Annotated in this window: 19 protein-coding genes; 14 read left to right on the plus strand and 5 right to left on the minus strand. The window is 75.5% G+C overall.

What is annotated here, in order from left to right:
• Positions 1 to 23: 23 nt before the first annotated feature.
• The 3 genes from IF83_RS35250 to IF83_RS0107140 all read right to left on the minus strand — a co-directional run bounded on the left by IF83_RS35250 (position 24) and on the right by IF83_RS0107140 (position 2,128).
• Positions 24 to 149 carry an LPFR motif small protein gene (locus IF83_RS35250; protein ID WP_019710773.1) on the minus strand — a complete coding sequence of 42 codons (126 nt, stop codon included), beginning with the start codon at positions 147 to 149 and terminating at the stop codon, positions 24 to 26.
• Between the two features lie 137 nt (positions 150 to 286).
• Positions 287 to 1,156: an SCO6745 family protein gene (locus IF83_RS0107135; protein ID WP_030543201.1), complete on the minus strand. Its 870-nt coding sequence runs from the start codon at positions 1,154 to 1,156 to the stop codon at positions 287 to 289.
• Between the two features lie 129 nt (positions 1,157 to 1,285).
• Positions 1,286 to 2,128, minus strand: coding sequence for an enoyl-CoA hydratase/isomerase family protein (locus tag IF83_RS0107140; RefSeq protein WP_078843245.1), 843 nt, complete (start codon positions 2,126 to 2,128; stop codon positions 1,286 to 1,288).
• Positions 2,129 to 3,418: 1,290 nt separating this feature from the next.
• Here IF83_RS0107140 and IF83_RS34585 point away from each other — a divergent pair.
• On the plus strand, positions 3,419 to 3,775 hold the full coding sequence (locus IF83_RS34585) for an ATP-binding protein (protein WP_347877093.1): 357 nt from the start codon (positions 3,419 to 3,421) through the stop codon (positions 3,773 to 3,775).
• 74 nt (positions 3,776 to 3,849) lie between these two features.
• Here IF83_RS34585 and idi read toward each other — a convergent pair whose 3' ends face one another.
• Both idi and IF83_RS0107155 read right to left on the minus strand, forming a co-directional pair.
• A complete protein-coding gene (gene idi, locus IF83_RS0107150) occupies positions 3,850 to 4,476 on the minus strand; it encodes an isopentenyl-diphosphate Delta-isomerase (RefSeq protein ID WP_030543204.1) in 627 nt (208 codons plus the stop codon).
• Between the two features lie 369 nt (positions 4,477 to 4,845).
• Complete coding sequence (locus IF83_RS0107155; RefSeq protein WP_030543205.1) at positions 4,846 to 5,790, minus strand: cation diffusion facilitator family transporter; 945 nt, start codon at positions 5,788 to 5,790, stop codon at positions 4,846 to 4,848.
• Between the two features lie 413 nt (positions 5,791 to 6,203).
• Between IF83_RS0107155 and IF83_RS0107160 the strand changes: the two genes are divergently transcribed.
• The 13 genes from IF83_RS0107160 to IF83_RS0107220 all read left to right on the plus strand — a co-directional run bounded on the left by IF83_RS0107160 (position 6,204) and on the right by IF83_RS0107220 (position 21,832).
• Positions 6,204 to 8,096: a DUF5941 domain-containing protein gene (locus IF83_RS0107160; protein WP_037678987.1), complete on the plus strand. Its 1,893-nt coding sequence runs from the start codon at positions 6,204 to 6,206 to the stop codon at positions 8,094 to 8,096.
• On the plus strand, positions 8,093 to 8,845 hold the full coding sequence (locus IF83_RS0107165; protein WP_030543207.1) for a phosphocholine cytidylyltransferase family protein: 753 nt from the start codon (positions 8,093 to 8,095) through the stop codon (positions 8,843 to 8,845). Before IF83_RS0107160 ends, IF83_RS0107165 begins: the two co-directional genes overlap by 4 nt.
• Complete coding sequence (locus IF83_RS0107170; RefSeq protein WP_030543208.1) at positions 8,833 to 9,894, plus strand: iron-containing alcohol dehydrogenase family protein; 1,062 nt, start codon at positions 8,833 to 8,835, stop codon at positions 9,892 to 9,894. Before IF83_RS0107165 ends, IF83_RS0107170 begins: the two co-directional genes overlap by 13 nt.
• Positions 9,872 to 10,651, plus strand: a complete 780-nt coding sequence (locus tag IF83_RS0107175; RefSeq protein WP_051722547.1) for a CDP-alcohol phosphatidyltransferase family protein — start codon at positions 9,872 to 9,874, stop codon at positions 10,649 to 10,651. Before IF83_RS0107170 ends, IF83_RS0107175 begins: the two co-directional genes overlap by 23 nt.
• A gap of 11 nt (positions 10,652 to 10,662) precedes the next feature.
• Complete coding sequence (locus IF83_RS0107180; RefSeq protein WP_030543210.1) at positions 10,663 to 11,544, plus strand: glycosyltransferase family 2 protein; 882 nt, start codon at positions 10,663 to 10,665, stop codon at positions 11,542 to 11,544.
• A 108-nt stretch (positions 11,545 to 11,652) separates the two neighbouring features.
• Positions 11,653 to 12,591, plus strand: coding sequence for an ABC transporter permease (locus IF83_RS0107185; RefSeq protein ID WP_030543211.1), 939 nt, complete (start codon positions 11,653 to 11,655; stop codon positions 12,589 to 12,591).
• Positions 12,584 to 13,387, plus strand: a complete 804-nt coding sequence (locus tag IF83_RS0107190; protein ID WP_030543212.1) for an ABC transporter ATP-binding protein — start codon at positions 12,584 to 12,586, stop codon at positions 13,385 to 13,387. The genes IF83_RS0107185 and IF83_RS0107190 overlap by 8 nt, the downstream gene beginning before the upstream one ends.
• Positions 13,388 to 13,887: 500 nt before the next feature.
• Positions 13,888 to 14,784 carry a squalene synthase HpnC gene (gene hpnC, locus IF83_RS0107195; RefSeq protein ID WP_030543213.1) on the plus strand — a complete coding sequence of 299 codons (897 nt, stop codon included), beginning with the start codon at positions 13,888 to 13,890 and terminating at the stop codon, positions 14,782 to 14,784.
• 8 nt (positions 14,785 to 14,792) lie between these two features.
• A complete protein-coding gene (hpnD, locus tag IF83_RS0107200; RefSeq protein ID WP_030543214.1) occupies positions 14,793 to 15,782 on the plus strand; it encodes a presqualene diphosphate synthase HpnD in 990 nt (329 codons plus the stop codon).
• A complete protein-coding gene (gene hpnE / locus IF83_RS0107205; RefSeq protein WP_078843246.1) occupies positions 15,782 to 17,290 on the plus strand; it encodes a hydroxysqualene dehydroxylase HpnE in 1,509 nt (502 codons plus the stop codon). Before hpnD ends, hpnE begins: the two co-directional genes overlap by 1 nt.
• Before the next feature lie 301 nt (positions 17,291 to 17,591).
• Positions 17,592 to 18,650: a polyprenyl synthetase family protein gene (locus tag IF83_RS0107210; RefSeq protein WP_030543216.1), complete on the plus strand. Its 1,059-nt coding sequence runs from the start codon at positions 17,592 to 17,594 to the stop codon at positions 18,648 to 18,650.
• A gap of 177 nt (positions 18,651 to 18,827) precedes the next feature.
• Positions 18,828 to 21,176: a squalene--hopene cyclase gene (shc, locus tag IF83_RS0107215; protein ID WP_244176901.1), complete on the plus strand. Its 2,349-nt coding sequence runs from the start codon at positions 18,828 to 18,830 to the stop codon at positions 21,174 to 21,176.
• A complete protein-coding gene (locus IF83_RS0107220) occupies positions 21,176 to 21,832 on the plus strand; it encodes a phosphorylase family protein (protein ID WP_030543218.1) in 657 nt (218 codons plus the stop codon). The genes shc and IF83_RS0107220 overlap by 1 nt, the downstream gene beginning before the upstream one ends.

The raw sequence follows: 21,832 nt of genomic DNA on the forward strand, positions 1-21,832 counted from the left end.
GACGAGCGGCGCGGCGGGCCGCGTCAGACCCGGCGGGTGGAGCGGGAAGCGCCGCCGAACAGCTTGCTGAGGACGCGGAAGGGCAGGGTGACGACGGTGGCCAGGGCGCCGCCGACGGCCCGGAGTGCGTCTGCGATGGCACGGAACACGTGATCCTCCTCTGGTCGGGCGTGCTCTGACGGCTGCGTCCGCTTCGGGGACGTCTGCCCGGATCATCCGGATCCGTGCTGCCGTACACCGCGTCTGACCGGACCGGACCGGTCCAAACACCCTCCGGGCCGATCGCTCAGCTCTTGCCGAAGAGGTCCGGCGGGTAGGCGCCGGCCATGACCGCCTTGTTCCGCCATTCGGTCGCCAGTGCGGTGAGCCGCTCGACGCCGGCCGCGCCCAGGTGCTCGTACGGGGCCCGGTCCAGCCGGTCCGTCTCGTCCTCCAGGGTCTTGCGCAGCTCGGCGCCGGCGTCGGTCAACTCCCCGGCGGCGTCGAGCAGTTTGCGGTCCCGCAGCCGGTCCTGGGCCGCGGACCAGTCCGCCTCCGTCCAGCCGCGCGTCCGCAGGGCCCAGACGGGCCTCATGCCCCGCCCGCTGGCCGTGTGGCTCACCAGGGCCTCCAGCGGGTCCAGTTCGGCGTCGACGAGCAGCGCGATGTGCCCGTCGCCCCGGTGCTCGCGCAGCAGGGTGGCCGCGTGCCAGAAGGCGAGGTGCGGCTCCTCCGGCACGGGGAGGTCGGCGTGCGCCGCGTACAGCGGGCGCCCGGACCGCCCGCAGGCCTCCGTGGCGCGCAGCGCCAGGTCGGCGCCCTCGGCCATCTCCGGCGAGGCGATGACGTCCTCGCCCAGCAGCCGGCGGAGGGTCACGTCGACGGCGCGCAGCCGGGCGTCGAGCACGGCCGCGGGAGAGGCGGTCTCCCAAACGGCGGGGACGTGCCGGGCGACCAGTTCATGGCTGAAGTTGTAGAAGGTGGCGGTGACGGTGCCCGCCCCCACGGCGCCCATCGGGGCGGAACGGCCCGCGAAGTACGCCCCGCGGGGATGGGTGAGGCCGAGAGCCTCCAGCTCCCGGCCGAGGTCCGGGGAGAAGTAGAGGGCCGAGTGCAGCGGATTGACCGCGTTGTGGCAGTGCCGTCCGGCGCGCGGCGGCAGGGTGGTCGTCGTCATGCCCGGCAGGTTACGCGCCGGTAATGACACCGGGGAAGGGCGGCCGTCCACGCTGCCCGGCCGGTCGGGGCCGCCTGCCCCGACGGTCCTCCGGCCGGACCGGGCCCGGCCGCGCGGCGGCCGCGGCGTTCAGCCCGGCCAGGTGAAGCGCGGCGCGCGGCGCTCCAGGAAGGCGGTGACGCCTTCGGCGGTGTCGCGGCTGCCGCGTGCCTGCTCCGCCCAGTGGGCTACACGGTCCGGGCCGGCCGGACCGTTCGCGAACTCCTTGGCGGCCGCCTGGGTCAGCAGCGACCGGGAGGCGAGGGTCCGGGCGAACTCGGCGACCCGCTCGTCCAGTTGCTCCGGCGGCAGCAGTTCGTCCACGAGACCGGTGCGCAAGGCGCGGTCCGCGTCGATCAGCTCGGCGGAGAACAGCAGGAACTTGGCCGTGGCCGGGCCGACCAGGGCGGCGAGGCGGCGGGTGGCCGTCGCCGGGTAGACGATGCCGAGCTTGGCGGGGGTGACGCCGAAGGAGGACCCCTCGGCGGCGAAGCGCAGATCGCAGGCTGCGGCGAGCTGGCAGCCGCCGCCCACGCAGTAGCCGCGGACGGCGGCCAGGGTGGGCTTGGGGAAGGCGGCCAGCGCCTCCTCGGCGGTCACCGCCAGGCTCTGCGGCCCGCCGCCGGCGGGCTCCCCGCTCTCCTCGCCGGAGCCGCTGCTCAGCTCGGTGATGTCGGCGCCCGCGCAGAAGGTGCCGCCCGAGCCGGTGAGCACCAGGACCCGCACGGAGGTGTCGGCCGCGAGCCGTTCCAGCAGCACGGGCAGCTCACGCCACATGGCGGCGCTCATGGCGTTGCGCTTCGCGGGGTGGTGGATGGTGACGGTCGCGACGCCGCCGCGGACGTCGCACAGCAGGGTGCCGGCGGGGGCCGCGGGGCCGGCGTCCGCGGTGGGGCCGGCGGAGGGGGAACCGGCGGAGGGGGAGAGCGCCATGCGCGGATGCTATCCGGGCTCTCGGGGGCCGGGGGCGGGGAGGTGGCCGGTCAGCGCGCGGGACGGCGCGCGGGACGGCGGAGGCCGCGCGCGACGCTCCCCGTCCCCCGCTCCGCGCCGCCCGGAACCACCGGCGGCCTTCCCGGCCACGGCGGGAGGGCCCCGCCCCGCCGGGGCGCCCGGGACACGGCGCTCGGGGGCGGGGGCGGGCGCACGGGCGCGCAAGTACCGCGCGCCGGTACGGAGGTGCGGAGGCGCGGGCGGGCGGCGGCGCGGGTGCGGAGGCGCGGGGAGCGGGTCCGGTCGCCGGGACCGGTCGCGGCGGACGGGAACGCTCAGAAGCTGTCGATCGGCGCACACTTCCGGGCAGCCGACCGGAGTGGACCGTTCCGTTGCCAGCATGCAGTCCGGGAGCGGAAGCAGCCCCGGCGCGGGTGTGCCCGGCTGCCCCGGCGGGGGAGCGGGGCACGGCGGGGGCGGTGGGGAAGCTCCGCACGAACCGGAGGGGGCGGCCAGATGGAGACCTGGGAGGACGGAGCACCGGACCGGGCACGGGCCGCCGGCGGGCGTCAGGCCGCGGACACGCCGCCTCCCTCGTCACCGCCGGCGCCGCAACAGCCGCCCGAACCGGGCCGGTTGCCCGAGCCGCAGCACCGGCAGGCTCCCGAACCCTCTCCCGTTCAGCGACCCGGAGCACCCTACGAGCCGCCCGCCGGTCATCCGCGGCCCCGGCCCGGGCCGCCGTCCGGAGGGCCGGAGCACCAGCGGGCCCGGGAGGCGCCCGCCGACCCGCGGCCCGTGTCGTCTCCCGTCGGTCCTGCCGGCCCCGCCGCCCGGCTCTCCGGTCCGTGGCGCGAGCCGGGAGGCGGACCGGGGGAGGACTGGACACCGGAGGACGGGCACGCGCCGGACGGCGGGCCCGCCCCCGGCGAGGGCGGAGGCCCGCCGGCTCGGCAACCCGATGCCCCGTCGCCCCAGGCCGGCCCGCCGTCCGCGGACCGGCCCCGCCGGGACCCGTGGGCGGGACAGCCGGGCGGAGAGCCGCCGGACCGGCGGGAACCGCGAGCGCCAGGGGCACCGCGTGAGCCACGGCAGGCACGGCAGGGGCCGCGCGCCTCGGACGAGGGGCGGCAGCTCCCGGTGCCGCCGGAGCCGGGAGCGCCGCGAGACCCCCGGGCGCCGTCGCGGCGGGCTCCGGAGGAGCCCCCGTACGCGGGGGCCTGGCGGTTCACCGCACCGTGCGTCGACTCCGCGGCGCCCCGGGCCCGGCGCGCGGTCCGCGATCTGCTGGTGCGCCGCGCGGTGCCGGTACGCGGTGAACTGATGGACACCGTGCTGCTGATCGTCACCGAGCTGGTGGCCAACGCCGCGCGGCACGCCGCCCTGCTCACCCGGGAGATCGGAATCGAGGTCTCCGCCGGTGCCGGGTGGGTCGGAGTGGCCGTCGAGGACGGTCATCCCTACCGGCCGGCGGCTCTGGAATCCGGACGGCTCGACACCGGCGGGCGCGGGCTGCTGCTCGTCACGTCCCTCACCCGGGAGGCGGGCGGCGCCTGGGACGTCGAGCGGACGGCGAGCGGCGGCAAGACGGTCTGGGTCAGGCTGCCGCTCGGCGGCGGTCCCGGCGGTCCCGGCGGTCCCGCCTGACGCCCCGCCCGCCGTCCGACGGGTCCGGCGGACTGCTGCCTCCCGGGCGGTCCCGGGGGTTCGCGAACCCGGTCCTACCAGCCGGCCGACGGGCCGGTCAGCTCCCGCACGGCCGGGCGCACGGTGTCGAGGACGGTGGGGAACCAGGCCGAGAACGTCCGTTCCCGGTGCAGCCGTTCCAGTTCGGCGGCGGTGACGAAGGCCGTCTCGCCGATCTCCTCCGGGTCGGGACGGAGCTCGTCCCGGACGAGGCCCACGAAGAGGTGGTTGAACTCCTGCTCGACCAGGCCCGAGGCCGGGTCCGGGTGGTTGTAGCGGACCGTGCCCGCCGCGCACAGCAGCGACGGGGAGACCCCCAGTTCCTCAGCCGTGCGCCGGGCGGCGGCGGCGAACGGTGACTCGCCGGGATACGGGTGGCCGCAGCAGGTGTTCGACCACACGCCGGGGGAGTGGTACTTCCCCAGGGCCCGCCGCTGGATGAGCATCCGCCCGGCGGAGTCGAAGAGGAAGACCGAGAAGGCCCGGTGCAGCCGGCCCGGCGGCAGATGCGCGGAGAGCTTCTCCGCGGTCCCGGTGGTCACGCCGTTCTCGTCGACCAGTTCGAGCATGATCGGTTCAGCGGTGCCCCCCGGCACCGGTCCCGCTTCCCCGGCGGGAAGCGGGGAGCGGGTGTCCGCCGTCGTGGCTGGTGTGGTCGGCATGGCCATCCTTCGGTTCGGCTACGACGAACCAGTCTGCCGTACGGACCGGGTGACCCGCTTCGCCGGATATCCGGAGGTACACCCGAATGGTGCCCAAAAGGGTCGCTTGCCGGATGTGGACGGGGGCGTCCTCCCTGTACCGGCGCCCGTCCGGGACCGCTCCCACCCCTCCGGCGCGGCCCGCCGGCACCGGCCGGGGGCGTTCCGCGGACCGGGCCGGTGTGCCCCGAGCGGACGGACCGGGACGGGGCGGGGCGGGCGGAGCCGCGTATCCCCCGGAGCCCACGGTGTTACGCCGGAACCGGCGCCGTCTCCGCGTCACAGGACCGGCCGCGCCGGCCGCCGGGCCGGGACCGGCGGCGGCTGCCCTCAGTGGCACAGGCCCGGTTCGTGCTCCGCGTGCCCGCCCGGCTCCAGCTGGAAGGTGCAGTGCTCCACGTCGAAGTGCCGGTCCAGACACCCCTGCAGCTCGTGCAGCAGCTTCTCGTAGCCCAGCACGTCCAGGACCTCCGGGCTGACCACCACATGCGCCGACAGCACGGGCAGCCCCGAAGTGATCGTCCACACATGCAGGTCGTGCACGTCCTCCACGCCCGGCTGGGACAGTATGTGCTCCCGCACCGAGGCCATGTCCACATGGCGCGGCGCCGCTTCCAGCAGCACGTCCAGGGCCTCCCGCAGCAGTTTCCACGCCCGCGGCACCACCATGAGGCCGATCACGAGCGAGGCCACCGCGTCCGCGCGCTGCCACCCCGTGGCCGTGATCACCAGTGCCGAGACGATCACGGCGACGGAACCCAGCGTGTCCGCGAGCACCTCCAGGTAGGCCCCGCGCACATTGAGGCTCTCCCGCTGGCCGCGCATCAGCACCAGCAGCGCGATGACGTTCGCCACCAGGCCGATCCCGCCGAACACGACGGCGAGCCCGCTCTCCACCTCGGTGGGCCGGAAGAGCCGCCCCACGCCCTCGTACAGCACGAAGCCGCCGACCCCGAACAGCAGCAGGCAGTTGGCGAGCGCGGCGAGGATCTCGGCGCGCGCATAACCGAAGGTGCGCTGCTCGCTCGGCGGGCGGCCCGCGAAGCGGATGGCCAGCAGGGCCATGGCGAGCCCGACGACATCCGTGGCCATGTGCCCGGCGTCGGCCAGCAGGGCCAGGGAGCCGGTGAGCAGCCCGCCCGCCAGCTGGGCGAAGAGCACCGTCAGGGTCAGCCCGAGAGCGATCCGCAGCCGGCCCCGGTGCGCCGCGGCGGCGGTGCCGCCGCGGGCCGGTGAGGCGCCATGGGCGTGCCCGTGGCTGTGTCCTGCCCTCATGGAATCCCCTCCGTCCCCGCGCGGCCGGTCCGCTCCGGCCGCACCGCCAGGCCAGTGAACTACGGGCCGGGGGTATCCGCAAACACGGCACTGAACACCGTTGTCATCCCCTCTGACCTGTGCCTTCGCCCCTCGGTACGCGTCGCCGGGGGATCGTGGGCCACCGGCGTCCCCGGCCCTGCGGAAGAGCCCGGGGCGGGGGCGGAGCGCGGCCGTCCGGCGGCTCCGTATGATCATGATCTCCGGCGCCGCCTGCCCCGCTCCGGCCTTGGGTAAACGGCCGATGAACGGCGGCTTCCGGGGATCGGATAGCCTCTGCCGACGTGCCACCAACGGTGCGCAGCCGGGTGGGTCCTGCCCGCGGCCCCGTGTGCCGCGCCTCGGTCATGCCAGTTGCCAAGGAGTGAGTTCGTCTGTCGACCGCCATCCTCACCGGTTCGCCGGTCGCCGGGGAGCAACTGCGCAGTGACCTCCGCGCGCTGGGCTTCACCGTGGTCGCGGCGGCGGACGACGACGATCCGGCCGCCCACGTCGGCGCCGTCCCCGCCGGGGAGCGCGTCGCCCTGGTGGACACCCGTCTCGTCGCCCACCGGCACGCGCTGCGGCTGGCGCTGACCGACCCGCGCTTCCCCGCCGCCGCGATCCCCGGCGCCGTCACGGCGCAGCCCGCGGCCCGCGCGGCGCTGCTGCGCGCCCTCGCCGCACCGGCCGGACCCGGCGCCCCCGGGGCAGACCCGGCCCTCCGGGCGGACGGAACCCCGCACCCCGGTAGCGCCGGCGCCCCCGGAACCGGGGCCGCCCCCGCGACCCGGACCGCGGCCGGATCCGTCCCGGACGCGGCCGCCGCCGCCCTCCTCGCCGCCGGGGAGCCGGTCCACCGGCCCGAACTCGGCGTGCTGACCGCCACCGTGCCCGCCGGCCCCGCCGACCGCGAGCGGGCCCTCGCCGCCGTCGCGGAGACCGACGACGAGAAGGTGCGGCTGCGCACCGCCGTGAAGGCCCGCGACGGCTTCTTCACCACCTTCTTCGTCAGCCCCTACTCCCGCTACATCGCCCGCTGGTGCGCCCGCCGCGGCCTCACGCCGAACCAGGTCACCACCGCCTCGCTGGTCACGGCGCTGATCGCGGCCGGCTGCGCCGCGACCGGCACCCGCCCCGGCTTCGCCGCCGCGGGCCTGCTGCTCCTCTTCTCCTTCGTCCTCGACTGCACCGACGGCCAGCTCGCCCGCTACTCGCTGCAGTACTCCACGCTCGGCGCCTGGCTGGACGCCACCTTCGACCGGGCCAAGGAGTACGCCTTCTACGCGGGCCTGGCACTCGGCGCCGCCCGCGGTGGGGACGACGTCTGGGCCCTCGCCCTGGCCGCGATGATCCTGCAGACCGTGCGGCACGTCGTCGACTTCTCCTTCAACGAGGCCGACCACGACGCCCCCGGCAACACCAGCCCCGCCGCCACGCTCTCCGGCAGACTCGACAGCGTCGGCTGGACCGTCTGGGCCCGCCGCATGATCGTGCTGCCCATCGGTGAGCGCTGGGCGATGATCGCCGTGTTGACGGCGCTCACCACCCCCCGCACCGTCTTCTACGCCCTGCTGATCGGCTGCGCCCTCGCCGCCTGCTACACCACCGCCGGCCGGCTGCTGCGCTCCCTCGCCCGGCGGGGTCCCCGCACCGACCGCGCCGGGCGGGCGCTGGCCGACCTCGCCGACTCCGGCCCGCTCGCCGAGGCCGCCGCCCGCGCGCTGCGGGCCCCGGCCCGCAAGCTGCCCGCCCTCCTCGGGGCTCCCGCCGCGGCCCTGCTCGCCGTGGCGCTGATCCTGCTCACGGCCGCGCTCGCCCCGTTCGGCGGCCCCTGGCCGGTCGTCGCGGCGCTCGGCTACGCGGCCCTGTCCGGCCTCGCCGTCGCCCGCCCGCTCACCGGCCCGCTCGACTGGCTCGTCCCCCCGCTCTTCCGCGCGGCCGAGTACGGCACCATCCTGGTACTGGCGGCCCGCGCGGAGACGGACGGGGCCCTGCCGGCGGCTTTCGGGCTGGTGGCGGCCGCGGCCTATCATCATTACGACACGGTGTACCGCATCCGCGGCGGCACCGGCGCCCCGCCGGCCTGGCTGGTCCGGGCGGTCGGGGGACAGGAAGGACGGGTCCTCGCGGTCACGGCCGCCGCCCTCCTCCCCGCCACAGGTTTCACCATCGCGCTGACCGCCCTGGCCGCGGTCATCGCGCTCGCGGTGCTCATCGAGAGCGTCCGCTTCTGGGTCTCCTCCGGAGCACCCGCCGTACACGACGAATCAGGAGAACCCGCATGATCGGCCTCGTGCTGGCAGCCGGCGCCGGACGGCGTCTGCGCCCCTACACCGACACCCTGCCCAAGGCTCTGGTGCCGGTGGGCCCCGCGGACAACCCCGAGGCCACCACCGTCCTCGACATCGCCCTGGGCAACTTCGCCGAGGTCGGCCTGACCGAGGTGGCCATCGTCGTCGGCTACCGCAAGGAGGCCGTGTACGAGCGCCGGGAGGCCCTGGAGAAGAAGTACGGCCTGAAGATCACCCTGATCGACAACGACAAGGCCGAGGAGTGGAACAACGCCTACTCCCTCTGGTGCGCCCGTGACGTCCTCACCCGGGGCGTGATCCTCGCCAACGGCGACACCGTGCACCCCGTCTCCGTCGAGAAGACCCTGCTCGCCGCCCGCGGCCAGGGGCAGAAGATCATCCTCGCCCTCGACACGGTGAAGTCCCTCGCCGACGAGGAGATGAAGGTCATCACGGACCCCGGGAAGGGCGTCCAGCGGATCACCAAGCTCATGGAGCCCTCCGAGGCCACCGGCGAGTACATCGGCGTCACCCTGATCGAGGCCGAGGCCGCCGCCGAGCTGGCCGACGCGCTCAAGACCACCTTCGAAAAGGACCCCGACCTCTACTACGAGGACGGCTACCAGGAGCTGGTCAACCGCGGCTTCACCATCGACGTCGCCCCGATCGGCGATGTCCAGTGGGTCGAGATCGACAACCACGACGACCTCGCCCGCGGACGGGAGATCGCGTGCCGGTACTGACCCGTCTCATTCCGTCCCCCGTCGTCGTCGACATCAGCGCCGGCGCCCTGGACGACCTGGCGGGCATCCTCGTCGACCAGCGGATCTCCGCCTCCGGCAAGCTGGCCATCGCGATCAGCGGCGGCTCCGGCGCGGCGCTGCGCGAGCGGTTCGCGCCGGCGCTGCCCGGGGCGGCCTGGTTCGAGGTCGGCGGCGGCACCCTCGACGAGGCGATCAAGCTGGCCGACGCCATGAAGTCCGGCCACTACGACGCGGTCGTCGGCATGGGCGGCGGCAAGATCATCGACTGTGCGAAGTTCGCCGCGGCGCGGATCGGCCTCCCGCTGGTCGCCGTCGCGACGAACCTCTCGCACGACGGTCTCTGCTCGCCGGTCGCCACCCTCGACAACGACGCGGGCCGCGGCTCGTACGGGGTGCCGAACCCCATCGCGATCGTCATCGACCTCGATGTGATCCGCGAGGCGCCGATCCGCTTCGTCCGCTCCGGCGTCGGCGACGTCATCTCCAACATCTCCGCCGTCGCCGACTGGGAGCTGTCCCACCGGGAGACCGGTGAGCAGATCGACGGCCTGGCCGCCGCCATGGCCCGGCAGTCCGGCGAGGCGGTGCTGCGCCACCCCGGCGGCTGCGGGGACGACGACTTCCTCACCGTGCTCGCCGAGGGCCTGGTCATGACCGGCATCTCCATGTCGGTCGCCGGCGACAGCCGCCCGGCCTCCGGCGCCTGCCACGAGATCAACCACGCCCTCGACCTGCTCTACCCCAAGCGCGCCGCCGCCCACGGCGAGCAGTGCGGGCTCGGTGCCGCCTTCGCGATGCATCTGCGCGGCGCCCACGAGCAGGCCGCGCACATGGTCGAGGTGCTGCGGCGGCACGGCCTGCCGGTGCTCCCCGGCGAGATCGGCTTCACCGACGAGGAATTCGCCAAGGCCGTGGAGTTCGCCCCGCAGACCCGCCCCGGGCGCTACACGATCCTGGAGCACCTGAACCTCTCCACCGACCAGATCAGGGACGCTTACGCCGACTATGCCAAAGCCATCAGTAGCTGAACTCCGCCCGGTCGTTCACCCCCCGGGGGTGAAGGACCGGCGGAGCGGCGAGCACTGGGCCGGCCGGCTCTACATGCGCGAACTCTCGCTGCGTGTGGACCGGCACCTGGTGAACACGCGGGTCACGCCCAACCAGCTGACCTACGTGATGACCGTCTTCGGCGTCCTCGCCGCCCCGGCCCTGCTGGTGCCGGGGATCACCGGGGCCGTGCTCGGTGTGCTGGCGGTCCAGCTCTACCTGCTGCTGGACTGTGTCGACGGCGAGGTCGCCCGCTGGAAGAAGCAGTTCTCCCTCGGCGGGGTCTACCTCGACCGGGTCGGCGCCTATCTGTGCGACGCCGCGGTCCTCGTGGGCTTCGGGCTGCGCGCCGCCGACCTGTGGGGGGAGGGGCGCATCGACTGGCTGTGGGCGTTCCTCGGCACCCTCGCGGCCCTCGGCGCCGTCCTGATCAAGGCGGAGACGGACCTCGTCGGCGTCGCCCGCCACCAGGGCGGGCTGCCGCCCGTCAAGGAGGCGGCGTCCGAGCCGCGCTCCTCCGGCATGGCGATGGCCCGCAGGGCGGCCGCGGCGCTGAAGTTCCACCGGCTCGTCCTCGGCGTCGAGGCGTCCCTGCTGATCCTGCTGCTGGCGGTCCTCGACGCGGTCCGGGACGACCTGTTCTTCTCCCGGCTCGGGGTGGCCGTCCTGGCGGGTATCGCGCTGCTGCAGACGCTGCTCCACCTCGTGTCCGTCCTGGCCTCCAGCAGGCTGAAGTGAGCGCCCCCGCGATGAGGCTCGGGGCGGTGGTCCTCACCATGGGCAACCGCCCCGAGGAGCTGCGCGCGCTGCTCGACTCGGTCGCCAAGCAGGACGGCGACCCGATCGAGGTCGTGGTCGTGGGCAATGGCTCACCGCTGCCCGAGCTGATGGTGCCCGACCTGACGGTCAGGACCATCGAGCTGCCGGAGAACGTCGGCATCCCCGCCGGGCGCAACGTCGGCATCGAGGCCTTCGGGCCCGGCGGCCGCGACGTCGACGTCCTGCTCTTCCTCGACGACGACGGCCTGCTGCCGAACACCGACACCGCCGAGCTCTGCCGGGAGGCCTTCGCCGCCGACCCCGAGCTGGGCATCGTCAGCTTCCGCATCGCCGACCCCGACACCGGGGTCACCCAGCGCCGCCACGTCCCCCGGCTGCGCGCCTCCGACCCGATGCGCTCCTCCCGGGTCACCACCTTCCTCGGCGGCGCCAACGCCGTCCGCACCGCCGTCCTCCAGCAGGTCGGCGGACTGCCGGACGACTTCTTCTACGCCCACGAGGAGACCGACCTCGCCTGGCGGGCCCTGGACGCGGGCTGGATGATCGACTACCGCTCCGACCTGGTGCTCTTCCACCCCACCACGGCCCCCAGCCGGCACGCGGTCTACCACCGCATGGTGGCCCGCAACCGGGTCTGGCTGGCCCGCCGCAACCTCCCGCTCCCGCTGGTGCCGCTGTACCTGGGGGTGTGGCTGCTGCTCACGCTGGTGCGCCGCCCGTCCGGCCCCGCCCTGCGCGCCTGGTTCGGGGGCTTCGCCGAGGGCTGGCGCTCGCCCTGCGGACCGCGCCGTCCCATGAAGTGGCGTACGGTATGGCGCCTGACCCGACTGGGCCGGCCTCCCATCATCTGACAAGCTCTACCCCTGAGAGCATCGGACGTGTGTCGGAACGGGCTCAGACCGGCCCGGTTCGGCTGCGTTCCCTATGGCTGCGTTACATGAGGACGAAAGTTTCCACTTGTGAGTGAGACGACATCGCACAAAGGTGCGGTCGCGGTGAGCGCCCCGCCATCCCCCGACGACGGCCTGTCCCCGGCCGAGCTCGCCGCGAAGTACGGACTGACGGTGAGCGGGGCCCGGCCCTCTCTCGTGCAATACGTCCGGCAGCTGTGGGGGCGGCGCCACTTCATCCTCGCCTTCTCGCAGGCCAAGCTGACCGCCCAGTACAGCCAGGCGAAGCTGGGGCAGGCCTGGCAGGTGGCGACACCGCTGCTGAACGCGGCGGTGTACTTCCTGATCTTCGGGCTGCTGCTGGGCGCGCGGGGAGGCATGGAGCACGATGTCTATGTTCCCTTCCTCGTGACCGGGGTCTTCGTCTTCACCTTCACCCAGAGCTCGGTGATGGCCGGGGTACGGTCGATCTCCGGGAACCTGGGACTGGTCCGTGCGCTGCACTTCCCCCGCGCCTCGCTCCCCATCTCTTTCTCGCTCCAGCAGCTCCAGCAACTGCTGTTCTCGATGATCGTCCTGGTGCTGGTGCTGGCCGCCTTCGGGCACTTTCCGCGGATGTCATGGCTGCTGGTGCTCCCGGCCCTGGTGCTGCAGTTCGTCTTCAACTCCGGGCTGGCCATGGTCATGGCCAGGCTGGGCGCCAAGACCCCGGACCTCGCCCAGCTGATGCCCTTCGTCACCCGGACGTGGATGTACGCGTCCGGCGTGATGTTCCCGCTGGACTACATGCTCTCCAAGGCCCACGCCCCGGGCTGGCTCGCCGAGGTCATGCTCGCCAACCCCGCCGCCGTCTACATGGACCTGATGCGGTTCGCCCTGATTGACGGGTACGGCAACGACTACCTGCCCGACCACGTCTGGGCCCTCGCCCTCGGCTGGGCGCTGGTCGCCGGCATCGGCGGGTTCATCTACTTCTGGAAGGCTGAGGAGCGTTACGGCCGTGGCTGAGCAGCAGAGCGAGACCCACGCCGGCGGCGCCCCCGCGGCGCGGGTCCCCACCGTCATCGCCGACGACCTCCACATCGTCTACCGGGTCAACGGCGGCCCGCGCGGCAAGGGCAGCGCCACCGCCGCCCTCAACCGGCTGATCCGCCGCAAGGCGCCGGCCGGGATGCGCGAGGTGCACGCCGTCAAGGGCGTCTCCTTCACCGCCTACCGCGGCGAGGCCATCGGCCTGATCGGCTCCAACGGCTCCGGCAAGTCCACCCTGCTGAAGGCCGTGGCCGGGCTGCTCCCCGCCGAGCGCGGCAAGGTCTACACCGACGGCCAGCCGTCCCTGCTGGGCGTCAACGCGGCCCTGATGAACGACCTCACCGGCGAGCGGAACGTCATACTCGGCGGCCTGGCGATGGGCATGTCCCGCGAGCAGATCCGCGAGTGCTACCAGGACATCGTCGACTTCTCCGGGATCAACGAGAAGGGTGACTTCATCACCCTGCCGATGCGCACCTACTCCTCCGGCATGGCGGCCCGGCTGCGCTTCTCCATCGCGGCGGCCAAGGACCACGACGTCCTCATGATCGACGAGGCCCTGGCCACCGGCGACCGGAAGTTCCAGAAGCGCTCCGAGGCCCGCATCCGCGAGCTGCGCAAGGAGGCCGGCACGGTCTTCCTGGTCAGCCACAACAACAAGTCCATCCGCGACACCTGCGAGCGGGTGCTGTGGCTGGAGAGCGGCAAGCTCCGCATGGACGGGCCGACCGACGAAGTGATCAAGGCGTACGAGAAGGAGTCCGGGAAGTAGCCCGGCCTCCGCGCCCGTACGCGAAAGCGGCCCGGACACGGCACCGGGCCCGCACACCACGGGGCCCCGCCGGACGGTTCACCGTCCGGCGGGGCCCGCTCCCTGTCGGCCCGCCCGCACCCTGCTCCGGCGTACGGGACACGGCCCGGACCCGGCCCCGGCCCCAGGAACGGGCTGCCCCGAGCGGGAAACGGGGAAGACGCCCGGCGCCACCCGCCCCGGAGCACCGGCCGGCAGCACGTACCGCAGAGGCTGGACGGCGCCGATTCAGGGGCAAGTCCTCCAGAACGCCGCCGTGTCGGCGTGCCCCGTGCCCCGTGGCGCCGGGCGCGGGTCCCGCGAACGGCGTGTCCGAAATCGTATGTTCTGGGGGGAGCGTGTAGAACAGGGGATGTGACGGCCATGGCTACGGGAACCCCTCAGCTCCGGGACGCCGCCGTCCCGCGGCGCACCCCGCCCCCGTCCCGCTGCGCCGCACGCCGGTCACCGGGCGGGACCCGGTGACCGCCGGCACGGACCCGCACTCCGGTGCCGTGCTCGACAAGGCCGCGCGCGAGAACTTCCCCGTCGCCCCGTTCTTCCTGCCGCGCCCCTGGCGCGCCGACCTCATGGCCGTCTACGGCTACGCGCGCCTGGTCGACGACATCGGCGACGGCGACCTCGCCCCCGGCGGCACCGACGCCGCCCTGCTCGGCGCCGCACCCGGGGACGCCGGCGACCGGCTCGCCCTGCTCGACGCCGTCGAGACCGATCTCCGCCGCGTCTTCACGCCCGGCGGCAGCCCGCGCCACCCCCTGCTGCGCGCGCTCGCCCCCACCGTGCGGCGCCACCGGCTCGCCCCCGGGCCGTTCCTCGACCTCATCGCGGCCAACCGCCGCGACCAGCACGTTCACCGCTGCGCCCGCTACGAGGACCTGCTCGCCTACTGCGAGCTCTCCGCCAACCCTGTCGGCCGGCTCGTCCTCGCCGTCACCGGCACCACCAGCCCCGAGCGCGTCCGCCGCTCCGACGCCGTCTGCACCGCCCTGCAGATCACCGAGCACCTCCAGGACGTCGCCGAGGACCTCGCCCGCGGCCGCGTCTACCTCCCCGCCGAGGACATGGAGCGCTTCGGCGTGCGGGAGGACGATCTGCGCCGCCCCGCCGCGAACGCCCGGGTGCGCGCCCTCGTCCGCCACGAGGCCGACCGCGCCCGTGCCCTGCTGGACGAGGGCGCCCCGCTCGTGGGCAGCGTCTCCGGGCGGCTCAAGCTGCTGCTCGCCGGCTTCGTCGCGGGCGGCAGGGCGGCGCTGGCCGCCATCGCGGCCGCCGGCCACGACGTGCTGCCCGGACCGCCCAGGCCCACCCGAACCGCCCTCCTGCGCGCGGTGGCCGCCACACTGCGAAGAGAGGGGTGAGCCGGACCATGACCCCGTCCGCGCCCGCGTCCGCGCCCGCGTCCGTCCCGGCGCCGGTGCTCGCCGCGTACCGCTACTGCGAGACCGTCACCGGGCACCAGGCCCGCAACTTCGCCTACGGCATCCGCCTGCTGCCCCCCGGGAAACGGCAGGCCATGTCGGCGCTGTACGCCTTCTCCCGCCGCGTCGACGACATCGGCGACGGCGACCTCCCGCCGGCCGCCAAGCTCGCCCGCCTCGACGCGACCCGCGCCCTTCTCGCGCGGGTGCGCGACGGCGGCGTCCGCACCGACGACACCGACCCGGTGGCCGTCGCCCTCGCCGACGCCGCCGGGCGCTTCCCGATCCCCCTGGCCGCGCTCGACGAACTCATCGACGGCGTCCTGATGGACGTGCGCGGCGAGACCTACGACACCTGGGACGACCTCCGGACGTACTGCCGCCGGGTCGCCGGCACGATCGGCCGGCTGTCCCTCGGCGTATTCGGGGTCACGGACCCCCACGGCAACAGCGCGCGCGAGGCCGAACGCGCCCCCGAGTACGCCGACACCCTCGGCCTCGCCCTCCAACTCACCAACATCCTCCGGGACGTCCGTGAGGACGCCGCGCAGGGCCGCCTCTACCTCCCCGCCGACGACCTCGCCAAGTTCGGCTGCACCGCGGGCTTCCACACCCCCGTGCCCCCGCCCGGCGCCGACTTCACCGGCCTGGTCCACTACCAGGCGCGGCGCGCCCGCGCCCTGTTCGCCGAGGGCTTCCGGCTGCTGCCGCTCCTCGACCGGCGCAGCGGCGCCTGCGTCGCCGCCATGGCCGGCATCTACCGGCGGCTGCTCGACCGCATCGCCCGCGACCCCGAGGCCGTCCTGCACGGCCGGGTCTCCCTGCCCGCCCCCGAGAAGGCGTACGTCGCCGTGCGCGGCCTCTCCGGCCTGGACGCCCGGCACATCACCCGCCGCACCGGCCGCCACCGGGCACACGGCGCCGGAGGGCGCGGCTGATGCGCCCGCCGGTCCCGGAACCCTCCCCGCCCCGGCCCGGCCCGGCCGCGCCCACCGCCGGCCCCGGCCCGTCCGGGGCCGCCGGGCGCACCGCCGTGGTCGTCGGCGGCGGCATCGCCGGCACGGCCGCCGCCCTGGCGCTCGCCGACGCCGGTGTCCGCGTCACCCTCACCGAGGCACGGCCGCGCCTCGGCGGGCTCGCCTTCTCCTTCCACCGCGCCTCCCCGGCCGGGGACCTCACCGCCGACAACGGCCAGCACGTCCACCTGCGCTGCTGCACCGCCTACCGCGCGCTCCTCGACCGCATCGGGGCCGGGGGACTGGCGCCCGTGCAGCACCGCCTCGACGTGCCCGTCCTGGACGCCGCCCGGAACCGCGCCGGACGGCTGCGCCGCTCCGCGCTGCCCGTACCGCTGCACCTCGCGGGCTCCCTCGCCCGCTATCCGCACCTCTCCCTCGCCGAGCGCGCCGCCGCCGCCCGCGCCGCGCTCGCCCTGCGCCGCCTCGACCCGGCCGACCCGGCGCTCGACGGCACCGACTTCGGCGGCTGGCTCCGCCGGCGGGGCCAGTCCCCGCGCGCCGTCGAGGCGCTGTGGGACCTCATCGGCGTCGCCACCCTCAACGCCCCCGCCGACCGGGCGTCCCTGGCACTGGCCGCCATGGTCTTCCGGATCGGGCTGCTCTCCGCCCCTGGCGCGGCGGACATCGGCTGGTCGCGCGTACCGCTCGGAGACCTCCACGACACCCGCACCCGCCGGGCCCTGGCGGACGCCGGAGTCCGCGTCCTGCTCCGCACCCGCGCCCGCGCGCTCCACCGCCCGGACGCCGGGTCCGGCGGCTGGCGGGTCGCCGTCACCGGCGCCCTGGCCGGACCGGAGACCCTGACCGCCGACACCGTCGTCCTCGCCGTGCCGCAGGACGAGGCGCACCGGCTGCTGCCCGACGGCGCCCTCGACGACCCGGGGCGGCTGCTGGAGATCGGGACCGCGCCGATCCTCAATCTCCATGTCGTCTACGATCGCAGGGTGCTGCGCCGCCCCTTCCTCGCCGCGCTGGGCAGCCCCGTCCAATGGGTCTTCGACCGGACGGAGCCCTCCGGGCTCACCGGCGGCGCCCAGTACCTCGCCCTGTCGCAGTCGGCCGCCGGAGACATCATCGACCTGCCCGTCGCGGAGCTCCGCCGCCGCTTCCTGCCCGAGCTGGAGCGGCTGCTGCCCGCTGCCCGGAACGCCCGGGTCGCCGACTTCTTCGTCACCCGCGAACGCGCCGCGACCTTCGACCCCGCCCCCGGCACCGGACGGCTCCGCCCGCCCGCCCGCACCCGCGCCCCCGGGCTCCACCTCGCGGGGGCATGGACGGCCACCGGATGGCCCGCCACGATGGAGGGCGCGGCCCGCAGCGGCGCCACCGCCGCCGCCGCGGCCCTGCGCCACCTCCGCACCGTCCGGACTCACCCGGACCCGCCCCCGGGCCCCGGGCGGCCGGCCCCCCGGCAGGAGGCCGCCTGATGCCGCCACCACGCCACGGTACGGAGCGCCGAGGATGCCCGGCACCCCGTCCCGCGCCCCGGAGCCCGGGACCGTCCGGAGCGGCCGGCACCGCGGCCGGCACCGCCCCAACCGCCCCGTCCCCCGGGAGCATCCCGCGGGGACGTACCCAGGAAGGCAGGGCCGTATGACCAGCACGTCCCAGGCCGCGACCGCCCGGCCCGCGCATCGCGCGCCCGCCCCGGAGCCGCGGTCGCAGGAGACAGCGCAGGCCACCGCGCGGCCCGGCACCCCCGGCCGCGGAAGAACCGAAGGAGAGACAGTGAATACGGCGCAACCCGCCATCGACACCGCGGACGTCGCCGCGCTGCTGCTGCGCGGACGGACGCTCGCCACGCCGGTGCTGCGGGCAGCCGTGGCCCGGCTCGCACCGCCCATGGACACCGTCGCCGCCTACCACTTCGGCTGGATCGACGCCGAGGGCAGACCCGCCGACGGCGACGGCGGCAAGGCGGTGCGCCCGGCGCTCGCGCTGCTGTCCGCCGAGGCCGCGGGGGCCTCCGCGGAGTCCGGCATCCCCGGCGCCGTCGCCGTGGAGCTGGTGCACAACTTCTCCCTGCTCCACGACGACCTCATGGACGGCGACGAGCAGCGCCGCCACCGCGACACCGTCTGGAAGGTGCACGGCCCCGCCCTCGCCGTCCTCGTCGGCGACGCCCTCTTCGCCCTGGCGGGCGAGATCCTGCTGGAGATGGGCACGCCCGAGGCCGCCCGCGCCGCGCGGCGGCTGACCACGGCCACCCGCAAGCTCATCGACGGCCAGGCCCAGGACATCTCCTACGAGCACCGGGAGCGGGTCACCGTCGAGGAGTGCCTGCGCATGGAGGGGAACAAGACGGGCGCCCTGCTCGCCTGCGCCACCTCCATCGGCGCCGTCCTCGGCGGCGCCGACGACCATCTCGCCGACAGCCTGGAGTCCTACGGCTACCACCTCGGCCTCGCCTTCCAGGCGGTCGACGACCTGCTCGGCATCTGGGGCGACCCGGAGTCGACCGGCAAGCAGACCTGGAGCGACCTGCGGCAGCGGAAGAAGTCCCTGCCGGTCGTCGCGGCCCTCGCCGCCGGCGGAGCCGCCTCCGACCGGCTCGCCGCGATCCTCGCCGTCGACGCCAAGAGCGACCGCACCGAGGACTTCGACGAGACCGAGTTCGCCGAGCGCGCCGCGCTCATCGAGGAGGCCGGCGGCCGCACCTGGACCTCTCAGGAGGCCCAGCGGCAGCACGCCGCCGCGATCGGCGCGCTGGACCGGGTCGACCTGGATCCGCGGGTCCGCGAACAGTTCGTCGCTCTCGCGGACTTCGTGGTCGTGCGGCGCAAATGACGGGGCGCGCACCGGGCGGGACGACCGCGGCACCGGCCGGTGCCGCGGCCGCACGCGGAGAGAACCGCCGGCACATACAGGCGTAGCCACCGGCCGCCGCCGCACGCCCTCCCGGGCGGCGCGCGGCGGCCGGTGCACCCCGGCACAGCAGAGCGTCCACTGCACGAAGGGGAAGCCATGACAGCGACGACCGACGGCGGTTCGGGGCCCCGGCCCCCCGCCATCCCGGCCGGCGGACCGCCCGGCCCGCTCCCGGCCCCGCCCGCCGCCCCCGAAGCGGAAACCGCCCGCCCGGGCGCCGCGTCGCCCGTTGCCGCGCCCGCAGGCGCGGCCGGTCCCGGTGCCGCGCCTGCCACCACCGCGCCTGCCACCACCGCGCCTGCCACCACCGCGCCTGCCACCACCGCGCCTGCCACCACCGCGCCCGCCGGCGCCGCGTCGCCCGGCACGGTGCCCGTCAGCAGCGCAGCACCCAACAGCGCAGGACCCAGCAGCGCAGGACCCGGCACCGCGTCGTGCGGCACCGCGCCACCCGGCGCCGTATCCGCCGGATCCCGGCTCCGGGCCGCCGGGCCGGGTCTGCCCGCCCCCGGGCCCCGTGACGACACCCCCGCCGCCGCCGAGCGCGCCGCCGCGCGCGCGGTGCGGAACCTCCTCGGCCGGCAGCACGACGAGGGCTGGTGGAAGGGCGACCTGGAGACCAACGTCACCATGGACGCCGAGGACCTGCTGCTCCGCCAGTTCCTCGGCACCGGCGACCGGCGGACCACCGAGGCCGCCGCCCGCTTCATCCGCTCCTGCCAGCGCCCCGACGGCACCTGGGCCACCTTCCACGGCGGCCCCGGGGACCTCTCCGCCACCGTCGAGGCCTACGTCGCCCTCCGGCTCGCCGGCGACGCCCCCGCGGACGCCCACATGGCCGCCGCCTCCGCATGGGTGCGCGAGCACGGCGGCATCGCCGCCACCCGCGTCTTCACCCGGATCTGGCTCGCCCTCTTCGGCTGGTGGCCCTGGGAACGGCTGCCCGAACTGCCGCCCGAGATGATCTACCTGCCGAAGTGGTTCCCGCTCAACATCTACGACTTCGGCTGCTGGGCCCGGCAGACCATCGTGCCGCTCGCCGTCGTGTCCGCCCTGCGCCCGGTGCGCCCGGCCCCCTTCCCCCTCGGCGAACTCCACCCGGACCCGGACGCGGCCCAGCGGCACGCCGAACCCCGGGCCACCGGCTGGGACCGCGTCTTCCAGCGCCTCGACCGGGCCCTGCATACCTACCGCCGGGTGGCGCCGCCCCCGCTGCGGCGCGCGGCGCTGCGGGCCTGCGCCCGCTGGATCGTCGAACGCCAGGAGAACGACGGCTGCTGGGGCGGCATCCAGCCGCCGGCCGTCTACTCCGTCATCGCCCTCCACCTGCTCGGCTACGACCTCGACCACCCCGTGCTCCGCGCCGGGCTCGACTCGCTCGACCGGTTCGCCGTCTGGCACGACGTGCCCGGCCCCGGCGGCGGACCCAGCCGCATGGTCGAGGCCTGCCAGTCGCCGGTCTGGGACACCTGCCTCGCCACCATCGCCCTCACCGACGCCGGACTGCCGCCGGACCACCCCGCCCTCGTGCAGGCCGCCGACTGGATGCTCGGCGAACAGGTGCTGCGCCCCGGCGACTGGTCGGTCCGCCGTCCCGGACTGGCCCCGGGCGGCTGGGCGTTCGAGTTCCACAACGACAACTACCCGGACACCGACGACACCGCCGAGGTCGTCCTCGCCCTCCGCCGCACCGCCCACCCCGACCCCGAGCGGGTCGACCGGGCCGTCCGCCGGGCCGTCCGCTGGACCCTCGGCATGCAGTCCGCGGGCGGCGCGTGGGGCGCGTTCGACGCCGACAACACCAGCGCCTTCCCCAACCGGCTGCCGTTCTGCGACTTCGGCGAGGTCATCGACCCGCCGTCCGCCGACGTCACGGCGCACGTCGTGGAGATGCTCGCCGCCGAGGGCCTGGCCGGGGACCCGCGCGTCCGGCGCGCCGTGGACTGGCTGCTGGCCGAACAGGAGCCCAGCGGGGCCTGGTTCGGCCGCTGGGGCGTCAACCACCTCTACGGCACCGGCTCCGCCGTCCCCGCCCTCGTCGCCGCCGGCGTCCCCGCGGACCACCCCGCGATCCGCCGCGCCGTCGACTGGCTCCGAAGCGTCCAGAACGAGGACGGCGGCTGGGGCGAGGACCTGCGCTCCTACCCGGACCCCGAGTGGATCGCCCGCGGCGCGTCCACCCCCTCCCAGACCGGCTGGGCCCTGCTCGCCCTGCTCGCCGCCGGGGAGGAGGACGGGAAGGCCGTCGAACGCGGCGTCGGCTGGCTCGCCCGCACCCAGCGCGAGGACGGCTCCTGGGACGAACCCCAGTTCACCGGCACGGGCTTCCCCTGGGACTTCTCCATCAACTACCACCTCTACCGGCAGGTGTTCCCGCTCACCGCCCTCGGCCGCTACCTGACCGCCGTGGGCCGGCCGCCCCGGACCGGCCCGCGGGACGCCTGATGGCCCGGGACGGCGGACCCGGGGCGCTGCTCATCGCCTGCGCGCTCGGCATCGAACGGCTCGCCCTGCGCGGCGGCGACCGGAGCGGAGCGCCCGCCGCCGTGACCGTCCTGCGCACCGGCATGGGACCCCGGTCCGCCGAGCGCGCCGTGCTCCGCGGCCTGGGCCGCGCGGACCCGTACGCGGTCGGCACCGCCGTCCTCGCCACCGGTTTCTGCGGGGCTCTCGCCCCGGGGATGCGCCCCGGCGACCTGGTCGTCGCCGCCGAGACCCGCGACGGGGACGTCCGCGTCCCCTGCACGGGCACGGCCGCGCTGGCCACCGCGCTGGCCCGGCTCGCCCGCGCCCGTCCCGGCACCACCGTCCACACCGGACCCCTGGCCGGCACCGACCACCTCGTACGGGGCGCCGAGCGCGCCCGGCTGCACGCGAGCGGAGCCATCGCCGCCGACATGGAGTCCGCCGCCGTCCTCCGCACCGCCCTGGCCGCGGGAGCGCGCCCCGTTGCCGCCGTACGGGTGGTCGTGGACACCCCGGAGCGCGAACTGGCCCGGGGCGGCACGGTCCTCCGTGGAATATCGGCCTTCCGCGTCCTGCGGACCGTCCTGCCGGCTTTCTACGAATGGCACCGTTCCCTGCCGCTCCCCAGGAGGTGA

The sequence above is a fragment of the Streptomyces albus subsp. albus genome (genome assembly GCF_000719865.1).
GTDB classification, from domain to species: domain Bacteria; phylum Actinomycetota; class Actinomycetes; order Streptomycetales; family Streptomycetaceae; genus Streptomyces; species Streptomyces albus_E.